The organism is Lactococcus sp. bn62 (genome assembly GCF_029492705.2).
Lineage (GTDB): Bacteria > Bacillota > Bacilli > Lactobacillales > Streptococcaceae > Lactococcus > Lactococcus petauri.
Genome location: NZ_CP120417.1, coordinates 395254 through 416589 on the forward strand (window position 1 = coordinate 395254; position 21336 = coordinate 416589).

24 protein-coding genes, 1 tRNA gene and 1 pseudogene are annotated in these 21336 nt (G+C 38.3%); 22 read left to right on the forward strand and 4 right to left on the reverse strand.

Going from position 1 to position 21336, the window contains the following annotated elements; genetic code table 11:
* The first annotated feature begins 11 nt into the window (after positions 1-11).
* From P3G65_RS02295 to P3G65_RS02315, 5 genes are all read left to right on the forward strand, one after another.
* Positions 12-413 (forward strand): hypothetical protein, encoded by a 402-nt coding sequence (locus P3G65_RS02295; protein ID WP_284071315.1) that lies wholly within the window; start codon positions 12-14, stop codon positions 411-413.
* Positions 414-425: 12 nt separating this feature from the next.
* Positions 426-656 carry a hemolysin XhlA family protein gene (locus P3G65_RS02300; protein WP_061413900.1) on the forward strand — a complete coding sequence of 77 codons (231 nt, stop codon included), beginning with the start codon at positions 426-428 and terminating at the stop codon, positions 654-656.
* Positions 657-659: 3 nt separating this feature from the next.
* Entirely contained in the window at positions 660-920 is a 261-nt protein-coding gene (locus P3G65_RS02305) for a phage holin (RefSeq protein ID WP_019292913.1), read from the forward strand.
* Entirely contained in the window at positions 917-1984 is a 1068-nt protein-coding gene (locus P3G65_RS02310; RefSeq protein WP_284071316.1) for a LysM peptidoglycan-binding domain-containing protein, read from the forward strand. The genes P3G65_RS02305 and P3G65_RS02310 overlap by 4 nt, the downstream gene beginning before the upstream one ends.
* 505 nt (positions 1985-2489) lie before the next feature.
* A tRNA-Ile gene (locus tag P3G65_RS02315) sits at positions 2490-2563 on the forward strand.
* 606 nt (positions 2564-3169) lie between these two features.
* On the opposite strand, the gene P3G65_RS02320 is transcribed toward P3G65_RS02315, so the two are convergent.
* From P3G65_RS02320 to yycF, 3 genes are read right to left on the reverse strand one after another with little or no spacing between them, the layout of a single operon-like run.
* A complete protein-coding gene (locus P3G65_RS02320) occupies positions 3170-3982 on the reverse strand; it encodes an MBL fold metallo-hydrolase (protein WP_019291352.1) in 813 nt (270 codons plus the stop codon).
* Complete coding sequence (locus P3G65_RS02325; RefSeq protein ID WP_019291351.1) at positions 3979-5397, reverse strand: ATP-binding protein; 1419 nt, start codon at positions 5395-5397, stop codon at positions 3979-3981. The genes P3G65_RS02320 and P3G65_RS02325 overlap by 4 nt, the downstream gene beginning before the upstream one ends.
* Positions 5390-6091 (reverse strand): response regulator YycF, encoded by a 702-nt coding sequence (gene yycF / locus P3G65_RS02330; protein ID WP_003133894.1) that lies wholly within the window; start codon positions 6089-6091, stop codon positions 5390-5392. The genes P3G65_RS02325 and yycF overlap by 8 nt, the downstream gene beginning before the upstream one ends.
* Positions 6092-6301: 210 nt before the next feature.
* Here yycF and tmk point away from each other — a divergent pair, with 210 nt between their 5' ends.
* The 6 genes from tmk (at position 6302) to P3G65_RS02360 (ending at position 10807) form a co-directional block, all read left to right on the forward strand.
* Positions 6302-6931 (forward strand): dTMP kinase, encoded by a 630-nt coding sequence (gene tmk / locus P3G65_RS02335; protein WP_019291350.1) that lies wholly within the window; start codon positions 6302-6304, stop codon positions 6929-6931.
* 25 nt (positions 6932-6956) lie between these two features.
* On the forward strand, positions 6957-7820 hold the full coding sequence (locus tag P3G65_RS02340) for a DNA polymerase III subunit delta' (protein WP_019291349.1): 864 nt from the start codon (positions 6957-6959) through the stop codon (positions 7818-7820).
* Positions 7821-7832: 12 nt separating this feature from the next.
* The gene (gene ricT, locus P3G65_RS02345) at positions 7833-8606 is read left to right on the forward strand and encodes a regulatory iron-sulfur-containing complex subunit RicT (RefSeq protein ID WP_019291348.1); all 774 of its coding nucleotides are present in this window, start codon (positions 7833-7835) and stop codon (positions 8604-8606) included.
* A gap of 24 nt (positions 8607-8630) precedes the next feature.
* Positions 8631-8972, forward strand: coding sequence for a DNA replication initiation control protein YabA (locus P3G65_RS02350; protein ID WP_016171014.1), 342 nt, complete (start codon positions 8631-8633; stop codon positions 8970-8972).
* A complete protein-coding gene (gene rsmI, locus P3G65_RS02355; protein WP_019291347.1) occupies positions 8969-9835 on the forward strand; it encodes a 16S rRNA (cytidine(1402)-2'-O)-methyltransferase in 867 nt (288 codons plus the stop codon). Before P3G65_RS02350 ends, rsmI begins: the two co-directional genes overlap by 4 nt.
* A gap of 129 nt (positions 9836-9964) precedes the next feature.
* Positions 9965-10807: a transporter substrate-binding domain-containing protein gene (locus P3G65_RS02360; protein ID WP_019291346.1), complete on the forward strand. Its 843-nt coding sequence runs from the start codon at positions 9965-9967 to the stop codon at positions 10805-10807.
* A 29-nt stretch (positions 10808-10836) separates the two neighbouring features.
* On the opposite strand, the gene P3G65_RS02365 is transcribed toward P3G65_RS02360, so the two are convergent.
* Positions 10837-11016 (reverse strand): hypothetical protein, encoded by a 180-nt coding sequence (locus P3G65_RS02365; protein ID WP_029343527.1) that lies wholly within the window; start codon positions 11014-11016, stop codon positions 10837-10839.
* Between the two features lie 164 nt (positions 11017-11180).
* Between P3G65_RS02365 and mvk the strand changes: the two genes are divergently transcribed.
* The 11 genes and pseudogenes from mvk (at position 11181) to P3G65_RS02420 (ending at position 21153) form a co-directional block, all read left to right on the forward strand.
* Entirely contained in the window at positions 11181-12113 is a 933-nt protein-coding gene (gene mvk, locus P3G65_RS02370; RefSeq protein ID WP_019291344.1) for a mevalonate kinase, read from the forward strand.
* Between the two features lie 152 nt (positions 12114-12265).
* The gene (locus tag P3G65_RS02375) at positions 12266-12679 is read left to right on the forward strand and encodes a universal stress protein (protein ID WP_019291343.1); all 414 of its coding nucleotides are present in this window, start codon (positions 12266-12268) and stop codon (positions 12677-12679) included.
* A 182-nt stretch (positions 12680-12861) separates the two neighbouring features.
* On the forward strand, positions 12862-13809 hold the full coding sequence (gene mvaD, locus P3G65_RS02380) for a diphosphomevalonate decarboxylase (protein ID WP_019291341.1): 948 nt from the start codon (positions 12862-12864) through the stop codon (positions 13807-13809).
* The gene (locus P3G65_RS02385) at positions 13796-14737 is read left to right on the forward strand and encodes a mevalonate kinase (protein WP_019291340.1); all 942 of its coding nucleotides are present in this window, start codon (positions 13796-13798) and stop codon (positions 14735-14737) included. The genes mvaD and P3G65_RS02385 overlap by 14 nt, the downstream gene beginning before the upstream one ends.
* Positions 14730-15785, forward strand: coding sequence for a type 2 isopentenyl-diphosphate Delta-isomerase (fni, locus tag P3G65_RS02390; protein WP_019291339.1), 1056 nt, complete (start codon positions 14730-14732; stop codon positions 15783-15785). The genes P3G65_RS02385 and fni overlap by 8 nt, the downstream gene beginning before the upstream one ends.
* 52 nt (positions 15786-15837) lie before the next feature.
* Positions 15838-16446, forward strand: a complete 609-nt coding sequence (locus P3G65_RS02395; RefSeq protein WP_019291338.1) for a superoxide dismutase — start codon at positions 15838-15840, stop codon at positions 16444-16446.
* 118 nt (positions 16447-16564) lie between these two features.
* Positions 16565-17905 carry a DEAD/DEAH box helicase gene (locus P3G65_RS02400; RefSeq protein ID WP_019291337.1) on the forward strand — a complete coding sequence of 447 codons (1341 nt, stop codon included), beginning with the start codon at positions 16565-16567 and terminating at the stop codon, positions 17903-17905.
* Positions 17905-18489 (forward strand): YdcF family protein, encoded by a 585-nt coding sequence (locus tag P3G65_RS02405; RefSeq protein WP_019291336.1) that lies wholly within the window; start codon positions 17905-17907, stop codon positions 18487-18489. Before P3G65_RS02400 ends, P3G65_RS02405 begins: the two co-directional genes overlap by 1 nt.
* 19 nt (positions 18490-18508) lie before the next feature.
* Positions 18509-19248 (forward strand): annotated as a pseudogene (locus P3G65_RS02410) (MurR/RpiR family transcriptional regulator).
* Between the two features lie 213 nt (positions 19249-19461).
* The gene (locus tag P3G65_RS02415; protein WP_019291334.1) at positions 19462-19788 is read left to right on the forward strand and encodes a PTS sugar transporter subunit IIB; all 327 of its coding nucleotides are present in this window, start codon (positions 19462-19464) and stop codon (positions 19786-19788) included.
* A gap of 24 nt (positions 19789-19812) precedes the next feature.
* The gene (locus P3G65_RS02420; protein WP_019291333.1) at positions 19813-21153 is read left to right on the forward strand and encodes a PTS sugar transporter subunit IIC; all 1341 of its coding nucleotides are present in this window, start codon (positions 19813-19815) and stop codon (positions 21151-21153) included.
* Positions 21154-21336: the final 183 nt, after the last annotated feature.

Genomic DNA, 21336 nt, shown 5'->3' on the forward strand with positions numbered 1-21336 from the left:
TAGGAGAAAAAATGGCAAAACTTAAGAAAATCTATCGGGGCATGCAAAATGGTGCAGAGACAATTAATGATAATTTTGAAACTTTGACAAGGGACACAGGATGGAAAGATATAGAAGTGATGAATGGTTTTAAGTCAGGAACCTTCCCAGCTCAATATCGTATTTTAAATGGTTGCCTTTACTTGAGAGGACGTATAATTACAGTCACTACTACTTCAGGAACAGGCGTTCAGTTTGGAAAAATTCCAGTTTCTATTAGTCAACAACATGAATGGCTTGGAGGGATAATTGGTTCTGATACTACGGTGCGTATGAGTCTTTCCACTAGTGGGGCTCTCACTCTGACACCTATAGGAGATATGGGGAATGGCTATCAGATAGTAGGGTTTGATACTAGTTTTCTAGTAGATTAGAAAGGAAAAAATTTGGAAGAAAAAGCATGGCAAGAGGTCCTTGAACGCTTGGCCAGAATTGAAACGAAACTTGACAATTATGAATTGTTGAGAGAAAAAGCGGATAAAGCTTACTCAATGGCTTTACATAATGAAGAGGCAATTAAAGAAATTAAATCAAATAACAAATGGGCGTGGGGGTACATGATTGCCTTAGGTCTTGGAGTGGTAAGTTATTTTTTAACAAAAGGAATCGGAGGATAACCTGTGAATAAAATTAATTGGGAAGTACGAATTAAAAGTAAAACGTTTTGGCTGGCAGCTGTGCCGGCTTTTCTTTTACTCGCACAAACTATTGGAGCCCCATTTGGTTATAAATGGGATTTTGTAGTTTTGAACCAACAACTGGCAGCAATTATCAATGCGGCATTTGGTTTGTTGGCAATTATTGGTGTTGTGGTTGATCCCACGACTGCGGGAATTAAAGACAGTCAACGAGTAATGGAAAAATCGGAGGACAACAAATGAAAAAAATTATTAAAGCTGCTACAATTGTCGTTCTATCTCTGACAAGTTTTGGAGCAACAAGCCAAGCATTTGCGGCAGTAGGCGACCAAGGTGTCGACTGGTCAAAATATAACGGCTATCAAGGAAACTTTGGTTATGCCAATGACAAGTTCTCAATCGCTCAAATTGGAGGAACCTATGGCGGGTATTACGTGGACCAGTTGACTTATAACAGTCAAGTTCAAAATACTCTGGCACAAGGGAAACGTGCGCACACTTATATTTGGTATCAAGTGGGTGGCTCCATTGAACTTTCAAAAGGGGTTCTTGATCGATACTTGCCACAAATTGCTACACCTAAAGGCTCTATTGTCGCTCTTGATTACGAGAGTGGGGCGAGTGGAAGTAAGCAAGCGAACACAGATGCTATTCTTTACGGAATGCGACGTGTGAAAGAAGCAGGATACACACCAATGTATTACAGCTACAAGCCTTACACAATTGCAAATGTGGACTACAAACGCATTATTAAAGAGTTTCCTGGATCACTTTGGATTGCGGAATATCCAAACTATGAAGTAACTCCAACACCAAACTGGAATTTTTTCCCAAGTATGGATGATATTGGTATTTTCCAATTTACCTCAACTTATGTTGCAGGGGGATTAGACGGTAATATTGACCTTACAGGTATCACGGATAATGGATATGATGGAAAAGTACCAGATCCTCTACCTACACCAAATCCAACTCCAGAACCTACCCCAACACCAAGTCCAAGCAATAAAACTCACATTGTACAATATGGCGACACGTTGAGCAGTATTGCTTATAGTTGGGGTACAAGCTGGCAAGAATTGGCACGTCAGAATGCTTTGAGTAATCCTAACCTTATTTATGCAGGACAAGCAATCACCTACTCAGGTGGCTCAAATGCGGCAACAGGCGGAACTTATACTGTACAATACGGAGATAATCTCTCAGTTATTGCACAACGTTTAGGCACAACTGTGCAGCACCTTGTTTCAAGTAACGGAATTCAAAACCCTAACTTGATTTATGCAGGTCAAACACTTAATTATTAATATAAAAAAATTGCACGGTCCATTGACCGGCTTTTTTTGTTTTTGTTAATACCCCACTTTATAAGTGATTTATGATATATTTAAAAAGGCAAAATAAAATGATCTAAAACCTTTTTATTTCTATACACACTAGCTTCGCCTTGCCAGCGTGGCTTTTTATTTGCGTATATTCAGAAGTAATGATAAAATATTATTTATATTTTTTTCATAAAATTTACTCACTGTCCTCAACCTTGGTTGGGGATTTTTTGTTATAATAAAAATGTCGGACACAAACCTTTTACCAGATTACACACGTCTGACATCGTTCCCTTACGAGATTGTGGGAGCTTTTTTTCATAAATATAAATATGATATAATAATATTAGTCGATAAGGTGTCTGTGCGCAGCCCTTTGGGGAAAATCTTAAATGATTTATCAACCTTGGTTTAGGCCTTGGCTGTTTTTATGATATAGACCGCGTTTCGCCTATGCTTAGCATGCGTACCAGTATGCGGTCGTCAAGGTTCTTTAGCTCAGTTGGTCAGAGCTAACGGCTCATAACCGTTCGGTCGCTGGTTCGAGTCCAGCAAGAACCATTGAGAGCTAATGACTCTCTGGGGGCAATAAGTGTATTGCCGGAACTACCTGTAGCGGTAGTTTTTTTATTTTCCGAATTGCTACAAATTCACTTGTTAATCTCAACAAATGGTGTGATAAAGGCATTCTTTTATTTTCCAAATTAAATCCAAAGGGGTTGAATTCGACTAGTTTAACCATTTTGTTAGTGTCAACAAAAATTGATATTATGCGGTTTAAAGCAGATTAGAGTAAATTAGAGTAGATTTGAAACCCTTAATTAACAAAACAGCCATTTTGTCAATAAAGGATATGAAATTCAGAGTTTAATTGTTCAAAAACGGTTTTTTGTTAAATTATAAAACATGCTATAATATAACTCTGTTCTTAACAGGTAAGTCCCTGCTTCGGTGGGGATTTTTTTGGTGGGCAAAAAATGGGCAAAAAGTGCGTAAAGTTACGAAATTGTACGTAAATTATATTTTTGATATATTACGTAAAAGTGCAGTATTGTCGCTTTTTTTGCATAATACGTATACTGGTGTAACAGTGGTATTAAATGGGTGGCATGATGTAACAATAAAAAGACACGAATTCGTGTCTTTTTTTATTGCTATAAATACTGTCTAAATATCATAGAGTTTACTTGCATGCTCATGGCTAGTATCAATAATATGAACGTCACGTTTGGTATCAACATCATGTTGCGCTAGAAAACCGTCCATGGTCATATGTGCAAGCTCTTGAATATTGTTATTCAGGCTAAGGTGACCGAGGAAGATGCGTTTTGTTTTATTTCCTAAAACATTAAAAGCAGCTTCGGCACCATCTTCGTTAGATAAATGGCCTTGGTCGCTGAGAATACGTTGTTTTGTTTTCCAAGGGTAGCCCCCCATGCGGAGGATCTCAATATCGTGATTACTTTCCATAAGATAGCCGTCGGCATTTTCGATTGTACCCCGCATACGGTCACTTACATAACCTGTATCTGTAAGTAATACGAAGGATTTATTATCTTTCATAAAACGATAAAATTGGGGCGCGATAGCATCATGACTCACACCAAAACTTTCGACATCGATATCGCCAAAAGTTTTGGTTTTGCCCATTTCAAAGATATGTTTTTGCTCACTCGCAATTTTTCCTAGTGAGTTTTTACTTTCCAGTTCTTGCCAGGTTAATTCATTGGCGTAAAGCTGAATGCCGTGTTTTCGGGCAAGAACACCAATTCCTTTGATATGGTCGCTGTGCTCATGAGTAATCAGGAGTGTATCGACATCTTTGATGTCTCGGTCAATCTCTCCTAATAAACTCTCGATTTTTTTTCCAGATAATCCAGCATCTACCAGAATTTTCTTTTCAGGTGTTTCCAAATAAAAAGAATTTCCAGTACTTCCTGATGCTAAAATTGAATATTTAAATGCTGATTCAGTGCTCATTCAGCAAAATCCTCCCAGTCGTTATTTTCTTGATTAATTTCATCACTGTAAGGGAAAGACAGGGTGAAAGTTGAACCAGTTTTACCATCAGAAGTGACTACTATATCACCTTTGTGGAGTTTCATAATATCATAGGCAATAGATAAGCCTAAGCCTGTACCACCGATTTGGCTATTTCTTGAAGCATTATCGACACGATAAAAACGGTCAAAAACTTTGGCTAAAGCAGGTTTTGGGATTCCCATACCTTGGTCGGCAATAGAAGTAAATGCTTTGTTGCTTTCACACCAGACGCTTACGGTAATTGTTCCGCCTTTTGGAGAATACTTAAAGGCATTATTGATGATATTGTCAATAACCTGCGAAAGCTTATCGGTATCGATTTCAAGCCAAATCTCTTGTTGAGATATTTGACGAATAATTTTAAAGTTATTGTAATTTTTTTCGATAATTTGATCAAAACGATCCAGGATATAGTTGATAAAATCGACATAGTTGATAATTTCAGTATGAAGTTTAACTTTATCTTGGTCCATACGAGAGAGTTCTAAAAGCTCCCCAATCATCCGAATCATTCGGTCTGTTTCGTTAAGGGAAACATCCACGAAGTGACTAGCAACCTCGGGATCAGCTAGGGCCCCATCATTGAGCGCTTCTAAGTAAGCTTTGACAGAAGTCAAAGGGGTGCGCAACTCATGCGAGACATTGGACACAAAAAGTCGGCGATCTCTTTCTGTTTTTTCTTGTTCCGTTGTATCGTGAAGAACAGCAATAATCCCAGAAATGTACCCTAATTCGCTACGGAAGAGCATGAAGTTTACACGGAGGATAACAGCTGCACCTTCACAATTGATGGCATTGAGTGTGAGTTCGGGCTCTTTTTGTAGTAAATCATGAAAAGAATATTTGTCGGAGATATTTAGAATATCAATCAAATCTTTACCAATGATTAACTCGTTTGACTGATCAAGAAGAGTCAGTGCTGCGTGATTAGCAAGATTAATCTTACCATGCCTATCTGTAGTGATGACACCATCGGCAAGGTAGGTTAAAATACTCTCCAGTTGGTTGCGCTGATTCTCTAAATGTTCTTGCCGATCTTCGATTTCATGTCCAAGTAATAACAATTTATTGTAAGCTACTGAGAGCTCATTATTTTCTTTAGAAATTTGGCGATTTTCATAGTTATCATGCAAAAAATTATCCACTTGATGAGATATTTTATTTGCCGTTTGCGCCAAGCGACTGAGATACCAAATAAGAAGACTTAAGGTGACCAGATAAAAGATGAAAAACTGTAAGAGTGCAGTAGTGTGTGTGAGGAAGTATGGACTATTTACTATCTCAAAAATGCCAAAAAGAAGTAGATGAATCACTACTCCTTTAAGTACTATTGAATTAAAAAATTTATTCATGAGGTTCGCTCATATAGTATCCAACGCCACGACGTGTAGATACGTATTGAGGACGGCTTGGAGTATCTTCAACTTTTTCGCGAAGGCGACGAACAGTTACGTCAACAGTACGAACATCACCGAAGTAATCGTAGCCCCAAACAGTTTCAAGCAAAGTTTCACGTGTGATAACTTCACCGAGATGTTGTGCAAGATAATAGAGTAATTCAAATTCGCGGTGTGTCAAGTCAAGCTGTGTTTCATTTTTATATGCGGCATAATGTGTTGGGTTGATACGTAAGTTACCAATTACCAATTCTTTTTTAGAATCTTTTGGTTGTTCAACAGGAACGTTTGTCATGCGGCGTAGGTTTGATTTAATACGAGCAAGTAGTTCACGGTTTGAAAATGGTTTTGTGATGTAATCATCTGCACCAAGTTCAAGGCCGATAACTTTATCAAACTCTGTATCTTTAGCAGAAACCATCAAAATAGGGACTTCAGAAGTTTTACGGATTTGACGTGTAACTTCAAGGCCATCAATTTTTGGAAGCATCAAATCAAGATAGATAAGATCGGGTTTTTCTGATTCAAAGAGTTCAAGAGCTTCTTCACCATCAAAAGCAGTGACTACTTCATACCCTTCTTTGACGAGATTAAATTTTACAATATCTGAAATTGGTTTTTCGTCGTCAACAACAAGAATTTTTTTCATGATAATCCTTTCGCTTAGATGTATATAATATTAATTGCTTTTCTCATTATACAATTATTACAGTAGTATAGCAAGGTAAAGCCTTCCATAATATAGAATTTTTACAAAAGTGAAATCATTTGTAAAATAAGAAACTTATATAGTAAACAATATTTATAAAAGAACATTTTTCCCATATTTTTTCTTTTTATTTTTGCTATAATATAAGATATGAATGGAATATTAATTAGTTTGGAAGGGCCAGATGGGGCCGGTAAAACAACCGTTTTACAAAATATTCTTCCCGAACTAGAAAAATCGTCTTATAAAGTCCTTCAGACACGTGAACCTGGAGGTGTACGTGTGGCAGAAGAGATTCGAAATATAATTTTAAGTACAGAAAATACAGAAATTGACAGTAAGACAGAGCTGATGCTGTTTGCTGCGGCACGTCGTCTACACATGCAAACCAAAATGCTTCCAGCGCTGGCTGCAGGCAAAATGGTAATTGTTGACCGTTTTATTGATTCATCGGTTGCTTATCAAGGTTACGGACGTGAACTTGGTGTTGAACCTGTAAACTGGCTTAATGAATTTGCAACAGATGGTCTTAAACCGGATTTGACATTATATTTCGATATTGATACAGATGTTGCACTTGAACGAATTATGAAAAATAGAGCAGATGAAGTCAATAGACTTGATCTCGAACGTGCTGAGATGCATCGTAAAGTCAGACAAGGTTACTTAGAAATTGTTAAGAATGAGCCTGAGCGCTTTGTCACGATTGATGCCAGTCAAGAACTTGACAAAGTTGTTGCAGACACGTTAACAGTCATCAAAAAGAAATTTTGTTTGTAATAAAATTTCAAACTAAGGAGTTTTCATGAAAATTGCAGATATTCAACCAGCACTTTTTGAACGCTTTAAGCATATCTTACGTGTGAATAAACTGAGCCATGCTTATCTCTTTAGTGGGGGTTTTGGTAGTTTGGATATGGCTATTTGGCTGAGTCAGGCTATTTTTTGTGAAAATTTACAGGACAATTTACCTTGTGAGAACTGTCGTCACTGTCGTTTAGTTGCTAGGGATGAATTTAGCGATTTACACATTATTCGTCCGGAAGGTCAAACTATAAAAACAGGACAAATTCGGGACTTGTCGGAAGTTTTTAGTCAGTCAGGATTTGAAGGCGCTCAGAAAGTGGTCATTATCACTGAAGCTGAAAAAATGCACAGCAATGCGGCAAATACTTTACTTAAGTCCATTGAAGAACCTGATAATGCAACACATGTTTTTTTGCTCACAGAAAATGATAATCTCATGTTACCCACCATTAAATCACGGACACAAGTTTTTAGTTTCCCCAAAAATAGTGCCTACATGCAAGAAACGTTGGAACAAAATGGTGTCTTAAAAACACAGGCAGAATTACTGAGTCGGGTTTGTAACTCGGTAGAAGAAGCCCAGGATTTAAGTGGAGCCACTTGGTTTAATGATACATTGAAGAAACTCCAACAATTGCTGAAATTAGTTAAGACGGATCGACGGGAAGCTTTTATTTATCTAACAAATGTCGCAGAAAATATTGAGGATAAGGAGAAACAAACTTTAGTCTTTTCTCTGCTCTTGGAGCTTTTTAATCAAGAAAAGATGTCCGAATGGGTTCAAAAAACCTTTCAAGCAGAAAAAATGTGGAAAAGTAATGTGCGCTTTGGAGCTTGTTTGGAATATATAGTGCTGAAATAGGAAGAAGATAATATGATTTACGAAGTAGAGTTTACACATGGAGAACAAAATACCTTTGTAAGTAGTCATGAAACATTTGCACCAAGAACGCAAGTCATTATTCAAAACGAAAAAGGCAAGACTTATGGCCGGGTAATGAAGCAACTCCCACAAGATAAAAATGTTGATACATCCGGAGAAATTGTTCGTGCAGCAACAGAAGCAGATGAAGAGTTGATTTATACGACAGAGCAGCTCTCGCAACAAGCCTGCACGAAGATTCGCCAAATTGTTGCAGATTGTGGGATTGACATGAAGGTTACAAATGCAGCTTATAATTTAAACCAAAGTCAGCTTTTTGTGTCCTTTACATCGGAAAATAGAGTGGATTTTCGAGCTTTACTTAAAGAATTAGCTGCGACTTTTCGTACGCGAATTGAGCTTCGTCAGATTGGAGCGCGTGATGCTGCAAAAATGTATGGCGGTGTTGGTCCTTGTGGACGACCGCTTTGTTGTTCGGAGTTTATTTACGAATTTCCGAATGTCTCTATTAAGATGGCAAAAAATCAGTCGCTCTCTTTAAAACAAAGCAAATTGAATGGTCTTTGTGGTCGTTTAATGTGCTGTTTGTCTTATGAAGATGAGTTTTATAGGGAAGCACGTAAAAATTTTCCTGATTTTGGTGAACATATTACGACTGTAGATGGTGAGGGGAAAGTTATTGGTCTTAATATTTTGAATAACAAAATTAAGCTTCGCTTAGAGCATACAATAAAAGAGTTTGATATTTCAGAGGTAAATCTTTAAGAAGAATTGACATAGAGGTAAGTTATGGGGGAAATGATGATCGATAAAAATGAGATTTATGTGCAACTGGGGCTGTTGGAGGAAAGTTTGGCTTATACACTGGGCCAAATTTCAACGGTGCGTGATGCACTGGATGAATCCTTAAAAGAAAATGCAACGATTCGCATGGAAAATGAAAAATTACGCGAACGTTTAGCGCATATTGAGAAAAAAGAAGAAAAAGCTAGCTCAAAGTCAAAAGATGAACCTAATCCAAATCTGATTCAAATTTTTAATGAAGGCTTTCATGTGTGTCATTTACATTATGCAGAGCGTTTGCAAGATGGTGAAAATTGCTTGGACTGCTTGGAGCTTTTGTACAGATGATAAATATACAACGAAGCTTTAAAGGTGAAAAAAGCGCAGGTAAGCTTTACTTAGTGCCAACACCTATCGGCAACATGCAGGATATGACACTACGTGCTTTGGAAACCCTAAGAACCGTGGATTTGGTAGCAAGTGAAGATACACGCAACACTCAAAAATTACTTAATCATTTTGAAATCAAGGTGGCTCAAGAGTCTTTTCATGAGCATAACTCCTTTGATAAAATTCCGAAGCTTTTAGATTTTCTTATGTCAGGAAAATCGCTAGCACAAGTCTCAGATGCAGGTATGCCTTCAATTTCTGATCCAGGTCATGATTTAGTTGTGGAAGCCATTAAGCGAAATATCGATGTAGTAGCCCTACCAGGCGCTTCAGCTGGAATAACAGGTCTTATCGCTTCTGGATTAGTCCCACAGCCTCATATTTTTTACGGCTTTTTACCTCGTAAAAAAGGTGAACAGAAGAAGTTTTTGGAAACTAAAATGACCTATCCTGAAACGCAGATTTTTTATGAGTCTCCTTATCGTGTCGCAGAGACTTTAGAAAATATGGCTCAGATCTATGGGGATCGAGACGTTACCTTAATACGCGAATTAACCAAAATTTATGAAGAATATCGTCGAGGTAAAATTTCAGAAGTTTTACTTTCTTTAAAAGAGCAACCGATTAAGGGAGAATGTTTAATTATCGTTGCTGGCTTCAATGGAGAAGTTGAGGATAATTCAGAGGATGAGACTACAGCATTAGAAGCTGTTCAACTTCTGGTTGCATCGGGAATAAAACCTAACGTAGCCATCAAGCAAGTGGCGAAAGAGCGTGAGCTGGTGCGACAGGATCTTTATGCACAGTATCATGATTTATAAAATAGAAAGAGCAACTTTAGGTTGTTTTTTTATTTTATCAATGTAGCACTTATTTATAAGCGTAGATAAATGGAAATTGTTTAGTTTATGTTAAAATCAAAACGTAAGTAAAAAGGAAGTGGAGATATAATGAAAAGAAATAAAGTTATAACCTTATTGGCTTTGAGTGCAGCTGGTGTTACTCTACTAGCAGCGTGCTCGAATTCGAATAAAAGTACAACCGCCGGTCAAGAAAAAACGACCACAGTCAATGTGGCAATCTCTGGATCATCAAATCCTTACGAGTATACGAAGGATGGGCAGCTGACAGGTTATGAATATGATATTCTCAAAAAAGCAGATGAAAATTTGCCTCAATATAAATTTGACTTTAAAACATACGATGACAGTGCTATTCTTGCAGCTCTAGATGCAGGACGTGCAGATATCGGTGTGAATATTTATGGTAAAACAAAGGCGCGTGAGGAAAAGTATCTCTTTAGTTTCCCCACAACGCAAGGCATTAATGCGATTTTCTCTAATGATAAAGATAAAATCACAACCATTGAAGGGCTTGTAGGGAAGAAAACCGAGATTCCAACAGGGACCAACTATGGTGACATTATGGATCAGTGGAATAGTGCACATCCTGATAAAAAAATTACCGTAGATTATTCAAAACGCGGGTTGGCAGAACGTTTACAAGCTCTTTCTGATGGACAAATGGACTTTATCTTTGCTTCAAAATCTGCTGCGGAAAATCTTGTTAAAGAACATGCTGTAACAGGTGTATCTGATACAGTACCTACAGATCTTGAAAAATATCCTGAATTCAAGACCTATACTTACTATATCCTTGACAATAGTCAAACCCAACTTCAAAAAGATCTTAACCAAGAGATTAAAAAAATGGCTGAAGATGGATATTTGAAAGAACTTTCTCAAAAATATTTTGGGGGAGATCAGGTACCCGGAATGGAGCAATACAAATAAAAAGTGCTAGAAGCACTTTTTATTTGTATTTAACAATGTCCATCAACATTTTCATTAACCCAATGTTGCTCTTGTTCATCAAAGATTCTTAGATGAGGATTTTCATGGATAAAATCAAGTATCACTTTTCTGCTTAACCCACTATATTTAACTGCAGCATCGACAGTGACAATATCCATTTTTTCAATTGCTTTGCGTAAATTGTCCATGTTTTTATTATAACTTTTTTGACACAATACCAGAAGAGAAAGGACAGATTTATCCTATTTATCTAGATATTATGGGCAAAAAAAGAATTGCTACTTGATTTTCACTCTCAAATTTTATAAAATTGTCAAGTACCTTTGCGTACTTTAATGGAGAATTTATAGTTATGACTACAAATAAAATGGGCACAGGAACCGCTCATTCCAAATTAATTTTGATTGGAGAGCATTCGGTTGTTTATGGGCAGCCTGCAATTGCGTTACCTGTTACTATTCTGAAGACAACCGTTACAATTTCTTCTATCAAATACGGACAATATATTGAAAATAATGAATCACGGCGCAGATTGGATGTGTTAGGAGACGAATTTGAGGGGGTACGCCAACTCATCCTACGTCTTTTAGAAAAATTCCATTCCGTCAAACTTCCATTTTCTCTGGAAATTGATTCGAATATTCCTTTGGGACGGGGATTGGGAGCATCAGCAGCTCTAGCAACAGCAATCACACGTGCCTTTTATGATTTTTTTGATGCAGAGCTAACAGATGAAATGCTCTTATCTTTTGCTAACTTCTCGGAGAATATTACACATGGCCGCTCATCAGGAATTGATGTCGCAACCGTTAATTCGGAGTTACCGCTTTGGTTTATTAAAGGTCAAACTGCCGAATCTTTTGATATCAATCTATCTGGTTATCTGGTTATTGGAGATTCAGGTGTACACGGCTTTACTAGTCAAGCGATTAGCATAGTCAGGGAAAAATTATCAGAGAATAAGGCCAAAGCACAAGGCCATATTGAAAAGTTAGGTCAACTCTCAAAAGCTTCAAAAGATTTTCTCATGACAAATAAATTAAAAGATTTGGGGCAAGTGATGAACCAAGCGCATGAAAATCTTTCTTCACTTGGAGTTTCACACCCGCGCTTAGATACCTTAGTAGACACAGCGCTGAGAAATGGTGCTCTGGGAGCTAAGCTTACAGGCTCAGGTCTAGGTGGGGTAATGGTCGCTCTAGCAGCTAATGAAAAAGATGCAATCCGCATTAGTCAAAAGCTTTTGAAAAATGGCGCCAAGAATACTTGGATTTACTCTGTTTAAAAATGAAGTATAAGGAAACCTTAAGTGTATAAGCCACTTAAGGTTTTTTGTTTTACGAAGTCATCTTTGACTGCTTATTTTTAATGCATGCTGCTTTTATTTATTATTAGAAAGCATTATAATATAGGCAAAGCAAGGAAGGAGAAATCTTGATGAATTACAAAAATATTTTGGTTCCCATTGACGGTTCAGACAACTCATACAAAGCACTCCGAGAGGCAATGGAAATCGCACGTTTAAACGATATAGAACTTTCGGTCCTAACGGTCCAAGATGACGGAAAATTATATGGTCATGCCCTGCCGATTCTTAAGCACAATTATACAAAAGCTTCCGAGATGATCTTGCAAGAAGCAGTAACTATTGTAAAAGACAATGTCAAAGTTCAAACCTTTGTGGTAGTAGGTATTCCTAAGAAGCAAATTGTTGAATTTGCAACGGAACAGAAGTGTGATCTCATCGTGATGGGGGCTACAGGTTCTAATTACTTTGAGCGTATGACTTTGGGTTCTACAACAGCCTATGTTGTAAACCATGCACCTTGTAATGTTACCGTTGTGAAGTAAGTAATGTATGGAGATTCTCTTTTCCTCTTTCAGGAAATATGTATAAAAATAACCACCTTTTCAGGTGGTTTTTTGTGAGACCTTTACGATATGGAGGAGTAAAATTCAAAAACGACAAATGGCTAAATTACGCCACCTTTGTTATAATAGGAGAGATTAATCGACAAGAGGAAAAAATATAAATGAATGAATTTACTGTTAGAGCACATACGAATATTGCCTTGATTAAATATTGGGGGAAGGCGGATGTGGCGCTGAATATTCCTACGACAAGTTCCTTATCAATGACTTTGGATCAATTTTATACAACGACGTCTGTTACTTTTAATGACCAGGATCAACTGATTTTAAATGGGGTGAACACCGATGCTACTCGTGTGCATCAATTTTTAGAAATGCTTCGTGCAAAGCATGGTTCTTTTCCAGGTGTTTTAGTCACTTCTGAAAATCATGTGCCAACTGCTGCCGGACTGGCTTCCTCAGCCTCAAGCTTTGCCGCATTGACAGGTGCCATGTTTGGACTCCTCGAATTACCAGCCGATTTGACAGAAATGTCAAGAATTGCACGGCGTGGCTCTGGTTCAGCTTCGCGTTCAGTCTTTGGTAATTTTGCTGTTTGGAACAAGGGTGAAGACGACGTTTCCTCTTATGCTGAGAGCTTTTATGATGAGGATATCCACTTGTCCATGATTGTTGCTGAAATATCAAGTGCCCAAAAGAAAATGTCTTCAACACGGGGGATGCAACTTGCTCAAACTGCTCCGACCTACAGCGCTTGGGTAGAAAAGTCAGCACGTCAGCTTGAAGAAATGAAAAGTGCGATTCGTCAGGCAGATATTGAAAAGATTGGTTTACTCGCAGAAAATAATGCTTTGGGTATGCATGAACAGAATCGCCTCTGTGTGGAACCTTTTGATTACTTTACTGAAGATACTCAACGGATTATTGCCTTTACGCAAGAATGTTATAAAGCAGGACTCTTGGCTTTTGTTACCATCGATGCTGGGCCAAACGTTAAAATTATTACAGACAGAGCGACAGAGAAAGTACTTCTAACAAAACTACGGGAAAATTTTCCAAATATTATTTTTGATATTGCACATGCGGGGGGCGGACTTGAGTACTTATAAAATAGATGTGCCTGCAAAACTTTTTATTGCAGGAGAATATGCGGTTACTCGTCTAGGAGGTTTAGCTCTGGTAACGAGTCTTGAGAGTGATTTCCAAGTGGTTATTTCAGAAGTAGAGGGCCACAGTCTTTTAGAAACGAATGTGGCAATGCCTGCTCATGCCTTCTCAGTAAAGGAAATTAAACCTGAGCAGAGCGGGCCTTGGAATTTTGTCATGACGGCTATCAAGTATATGAGTAAAGAAGTTGAATTGACCCGGGAATTTCACTTGGAAATCAAGAGTGGACTGGGTTTTGGCGAAAACAAGAAGGGTTATGGCTCATCAGCTTGTGTCGTTGTCGGCGTTGTGAATGCACTCAATCTTTTTTTTCAGCTCAATCTTCCCTTGAAAAAACGCTTTGAAATTGCGGCCCAAGCACATTATGATGTGCAAGGGAGCGGTTCTCGTGGCGATGTTGCTGCAATTATGTATGGTGGCAGTATTTTCTATGAAAATCATCAGCGAGTCCTTCCGCTAACGATTCCTTGGCAGCCTTATGTTGTCCAAACTGCTCAATCTGCGAAGACAGTAGAAAAATTGAAACATCAACTTTCTGAGGCATTTTATGTTAAAAGTGATGAACTTGTTATTGAAATAAGTACAGCTATTGATATGCAGGATTTCGCTCTTTTTAAAGAGAAACTCCTCGAAAATCAACTTTTACTTATTGAGCACCAAGCAAAAGGCTATATGACTGATCAACTGGCTTTAGCTCTGAATATTGTGAATAGCCAACCCGAATTTGCTGGAAAGATTTCAGGTGCGGGGTTTGGTGAAAATATTATTCTTTTTGCAGAGCGTGAAGACAAGATAGTCGAGTTAAGGAGCGCTCTTGAAGCAGAAGGAATGAAGCTTGAGAAAATAAGAATAGGAAAACAAAATGAGTAAAGAAATCCACGGACATCGGAAGGATGAACACTTATCACTTGGCTTAAAGTACTGGCGCGAAGGCCGAAATCGCTCAGAGTTTTCTGCTGCATTACGGGTTGTTCCCAATGGCTTGCCAGAAATTTCTACACAAGAAGTTGACTTATCGGTTACTCTTTTGGAACATAAGTTTGATTTTCCTTTTTACATAGAAGCGATGACTGGGGGATCTAAAAAAGGTGATAAGGTTAATTTAGAGTTAGCGGAGATTGCGGCCCACCATCATATAGCAATGGCCGTCGGCTCGCAGTCGATTGCTTTGAAATATCCCGAATTGGCGGAAGGTTTCCGTCAATTGCGTCAACATAATCCAAAGGGTTTCATTTTTGCAAATATGGGAGCAGGACACTCTTTAGAAAATGCACAAAAGGCTGTCGAAATGCTCTCTGCTGATGCTTTAGAAATTCATATTAATACCGGACAAGAGTTAGTCATGAAGGATAGTGAAGGGGATCGTTCTTTTTACTGGCTTGAAAATATTAATCGTATCGCTGAAAATTTAGATGTTCCTGTTGTAGTCAAAGAAGTCGGCTTTGGTATGAGTCAAAAAATGTTTAAACAGCTTAGCCAAACAGCCATCGCTGGCATTAATGTTGGCGGTAAAGGTGGCACAAATTTTGCATGGATTGAGAGTGGACGCGGGCACAGCACCTTAAACTTAAATGATTTTGGTTTGACAGGACCCGAGAGCCTCATTGAAGCTCAATTGGCGCAAAATACTAAACCTCTGATTGCTACGGGAGGTATTGCATCAGCTACAGATATCTTGCACGCTCAACTTTTGGGTGCGCCTTTAGCCAGCTCGGCTGGGCATGTTTTAACCATCCTACATACCCAAGGTTCTCAAGCCTTGGATGAAATGTTTAGCCACTGGAAAGATGATTTAACAAAGCTCTATACTTTGGTTGGTGCACGGGAGTATGATGATTTAACAGGGGTTGAATTTATCTATGACCGAGATTTGAAGTATTTTCGTGAAGAGCGAAAAGATAAGCAGATAATTTTGTAAACGGTTCTTATTTCTTTATAATAATAGTATATTAAAATTTAAGGAGAATACTATGGCTTATACACTTCCAGAATTACCTTATGCATATGACGCTTTGGAACCTTTCTTTGATGAAGAAACAATGCATTTGCACCATGATAAACATCACCAAACCTATGTAAATAATCTTAATGCAGCGATTGAAAAACACCCAGAATTCTTTGATAAAACTGTTGAAGAATTAGTGGCTTATTTGGACCGTTTGCCAGAAGATATCCGCGTTGCGGTACGTAACAACGGTGGCGGACATTTGAACCACACAATGTTCTGGGAATGGCTTGCTCCAAACGCAGGTGGTACACCAACAGGTGACATCGCTGCAGCCATCGATGAAGCTTTTGGTTCATTTGACGACTTCAAAGCTGAGTTTAAAGCAGCTGCTACAGGACGTTTTGGTTCAGGTTGGGCTTGGTTAGTTCTCGATTACGGTAAACTTAAAGTTGTTTCTACAGCCAACCAAGATAACCCAATTTCTGATGGACAAATTCCAGTACTTGGTCTTGACGTTTGGGAACATGCTTATTATTTGAAATATCGCAATGTTCGTCCAGATTACATCGAAGCTTTCTTTAGCTTGATTAACTGGGATAAAGTAAACGAACTTTACGCTAAAGCTAAATAACATAAAAAAGAGCACCTTGGAGGTGCTTTTTTTGCTTTTCTGCTTTTTTCAATAAGAATTGGAATTAAAAAGGCGAACCCTGTTTTATAAATGCACTATTCATGCTATAATAGGAGCTATGAAATTTACAGAATTTAACTTTAAGAATTATATCAATGAAACGCTTGAGGCAATCAAGTTCGTTTCGCCAACCCCCGTTCAGGAAAAACTGATTCCTGTCGTATTATCAGGCCGTGATTTGGTAGGGGAATCAAAAACAGGTTCAGGAAAGACACATACTTTCTTGCTCCCTATTTTCCAACAATTGAACACAGAGCTTGATGAAGTCCAAGCCGTAATCACTGCACCATCTCGTGAACTTGCCACACAGATTTATCATGCAGCTCAAGAATTTGTTAAATTTAATGATGCAATCCGCGTGGTCAACTATGTGGGTGGAACAGATAAAGCGCGTCAAATTAAGAAACTTGAGTCTTCACAACCTCATATCGTGATTGGTACACCAGGGCGTATCCAAGATTTACTTAAATCGGGAGCTTTGATTATTCATACGGCATCCATTTTTGTTGTAGATGAAGCGGACATGACTTTGGATATGGGCTTCTTGACAGATGTGGATAAAATTGCAGCCAGCTTTGGTAAAAAAGTACAGATGCTGGTCTTCTCTGCAACTATTCCACAAAAGTTACAGCCTTTCCTTAAAAAATATTTGAATAATCCTGTGATGGAAAAAATTGCGAATAAGACTGTGATTTCAGACACGATTGAAAACTGGCTGATCTCAACTAAAGGCGCATCACATAACCAAATTTTACTGCAACTTTCGAAGGCAACCAATCCTTATATGGCAATGATTTTTGCCAATACAAAGGGACGCGTTGATGATATTCATCATTTCTTAGTCAACAATGGTGTCAAAGCAGCAAAAATTCATGGTGATATCCCACCACGTGAACGGAAACGTATCATGGCAAGCATCAAGAACTTAGATTATCAGTTTGTTGTAGCAACGGATATTGCAGCACGTGGGATTGATATCGAAGGTGTAAGTCATGTTATCAATGATGAACTTCCTCGTGATCTTTCCTTCTTTGTACACCGTGTAGGACGCTCAGGACGTAATGGTTTGTCGGGAACGGCGATTACACTTTACAGTCCTTCTGATGATTCAGCCATTCGTGAAATTGAAAAAATGGGTGTAACATTCCAACCTAAAGCTGTGAAAAATGGTGAGATTGTTGATTCTTATGATCGTGATCGCCGTGAAAAACGTACAGCCAAGACTGGAGAGTTGTCTAACAAAATGCGTGGTCAGTTGGCTAAGAGTAAGAAAAAAGTCAAACCAGGCTATAAACGTGCCTTGAAATGGGCGATTGAAGAAGAAAATACGAAAAAACGTCGTGCAGAGCACAATAAAAATGCACGTAAGCAACGTGAAGCCCGCAAACAAAAATTCTAATGAAAAAATTCTTTCGAGTTTTAGGGTTAATCTTTGCTTTGGGAACGGCCTATGGCCTTTTCTGTTTCTTTTTGATACGGAGTGATGTCGCTTATCAAGGAGATACAGCACAAGAATTTAAGACGATACTAGTTTTAGGCAGTAAGATTGAGCCAGATGGTCAGCCTGCATCTACTACGAAGAGCCGTCTTGATACTGCTTTAACACTTGCTAAGAGCAATCCTCAAGCTAGAGTTATTGTTACAGGTTATCAAAGTTCCGCTTCTCCTGTATCTGAAGCTGAGGGAATGGCCACATATCTCAAAGCACATGGTTTAAACTCTAGCCGAATCATTGAAGAAAAGAAAGCGCGAAATACTGTCGAGAATTTCGCGCTTTCTCAAAAGTATGTGCAAGGGAAAACACTACTTGTGACGAGCGACTTTCATCTTTATCGTAGCCTTTATTTGGCTTCCAAATTAGGCTACAAAAACGTGCAAGGTTATGCAGCAGAAAGTAAGACCTCTGCTTTGCAGACTATGAGCAATTACGCTCGAGAGTGTTTAGCTCTGGGTTACTATTTGATCAAATATACACTATTTTAAGCTAGATAAAGGAGTTTTTATGTTTCAACCTGAAAAATAAGCAAGCTTAATGAGCTCGAAACCTTGGTCCTTGATTTTATCATCAAATCTCCAGATAAGGTTCAAAAAGCAACGATTCGGAGCTTAGCTAGCCAGCTTCATGTTTCTACTACAACAATCGTAAGAATGAGTACAAAGTTGGGCTTTAATGGTTGGGCAGAATTAAAATTTTTTCTAAAAAATCAAAGCAAACCTAAAACGGCGGAAGAGCAGCATTATGACAATATGCTAGAATTTGATATGTTTTTACGCCGTATGAATTCTGAAAGTTATCAAAAGCGACTGACTGAAGCTGCCAAGATGATTGCTAAAGCAGATTATACCGTTTTTATGGGAATTGGGAACTCAGGTTCTTTAGCTGATTATGCATGTAAATACTTTGTGAATGTAGGTTTACGTGCCTTTGTTATTAATGATCCTTTCCAAGCTATCCAAATCAATGGCACAGGTAATGTCATTGCATTGATTTTATCGGCCTCAGGAGAAACGATTCAAATCATTAATAAGGAGTTGGAATTCAAACAAGAAGGTGCACAAATTATTTCATTGACAAATAATGAAGACAGTACAGTTGGCCGGCTGGCTGACTTGCAACTCTTTTACAATCTCACGCCGGAATGGTCTAAACTTTATCCGCTAGGAAATTTAACGACACAACTTCCTGTTGTTGCAGTTCTTGAAGTTCTGGCTCATAAAACGCTCCATTTTTTAGAGGAATAGTGTTCGATTTGTTCCAAAATGCGAAACATGTTTTAAATAACTTGCAATTTTTGCAAGTTTTTTTGTATTTATTGCAAAAAATTAAGCCATAAATCCTTAATTTAAGCCATTTTCTCTTTGTTTCAATACAGGAAAGGTGTTTCATATTATCGTTTGAAAGCCTTTTCAGAAAACGCTATAATATTCTTGAGCTCAAAAGAATAAGGAGAAAAAATGGCAGAAAAGGTTATTGCACTGGCATGTGCAGCAGGTATGTCAACATCATTGCTGGTAACGAAGATGCAACAAGCAGCAAAAGAAGCTGGAAAAGATTATGAAATTTTTGCTAAGTCAGTAGCAGAGATCGATAATATGTTAGCAGGCTCTGGTTCGAACAAACCAGATGTGCTCTTATTAGGTCCTCAAGTTTCTTATATGAAAGCAGAAGTTACTAAGAAAGCGAATGCCGCAGGAGTTCCTTGTGATGTGATTAAGATGCAAGACTATGGCATGATGAATGGCAAAAATGTAGTTGCAGCTGCAGATGCCCTAATGAATTAAAAATAAAATTTTTGGAGTAAAAATATGAATAAATTTATCAACGAGAAATTAATGCCTCCGATGATGAAATTTTTGAACACAAAAGCCGTTACAGCAATTAAAAACGGTATGTTGTATCCAATACCTTTCATTATTATTGGAGCAATCTTCCTCATCTTAGCAAACTTCCCTCAACAAAATGTTGCGGACTGGATTGCACAAATTGGTTGGGCCCCTATTTTTAATCAAGCCTATGCTGCTTCATTTGGTATTATGGCCCTCTTTGCAGCTTTTGGTATTGCTTATTCTTGGGTGAAGAGCGAAGGATATGAAGGCGCCTCTGCTGGTTTGACTTCTATTATTGTCATGGTTATGCTTCAACCAAGTACTATTTCAACGGTGACTAAAATTGCTGATGGTTCTGCTGTCGTGGGAGAGTATCAAGTAAGTGGTGTTATTGATGCAGCTTGGCTTGGCGGTAAAGGAATGATTCTCGCCATGCTTGCTGGTTTATTGGTCGGTTGGTCTTACTCATGGTTCATGAAAAAAGATATCCGTATCAAACTTCCTGAACAAGTGCCTGCAAATGTATCAGATTCCTTTGGTGCTCTAGTGCCAGCTTTCGTTATTACTTTTGTAGCAATGCTTATCTATGCCCTATCTGTATTGACAACGGATCAAACACCGATTGAATGGATTTATACTTTAATTCAAACACCTTTGCAACATGCTACAGACGGCCCACTTGGTGTCTTCTTAATTGCATTCTTACCTGTATTTATCTGGTGGTTTGGGGTACATGGTGCCACAGTTATTGGCGGTATCATGACACCGTTGCTCTTGGCTAACAATGCCGATAACCTCAAATTGTTCCAAGAGGGTAACTTATCACTTGATCATGGGGCACATATTGTTACGCAAGCCTTTATGGATCAGTTTATTACGGTTACAGGTTCAGGAATGACTTTCGGTTTCGTTATCTTTATGATTTACCGTGCGCGTTCTGTTCAAATGAAAACCATTGGTAAATTAACATTAGCACCAGCCTTCTTCAATATCAATGAGCCTGTACTCTTTGGTATGCCGATTGTCTTAAACCCAATCTTGGCTTTCCCATTCTTGATTGCCCCTCTCGTTTCAGGATTTGGAACTTATGCAGCTATTGCGCTGGGAATTATCCCACCGTTTAATGGTATCTTCGTCCCATGGACAACACCGCCAATCCTTTCAGGTTTGATTGTCGGAGGTTGGCAAGGTGCAGCATGGCAAGCCTTGATGATTTTTGTGACAGGTGCCATATACTGGCCATTTGCTAAAAAATATGATGCGATTCTTGTACAACAAGAAAAAGAAGCATATGAAGCAGAGCAAGCTGAACAAGCATAATAGTGAGATGAGATTAAGCATTGACTTAATCTCTCTTCTATAAATGTAAACTCATCAAGAGCTGGGAGAGTTTACATTTATAGAGGGGAACTGAGCGTCTAAAAAAGGGGAGGATGTTAAGAACTGAAGTATACGCAAGTTCAAACCTTGTAAAAGATTTAAAGTTAAATCAACAGAATTAGA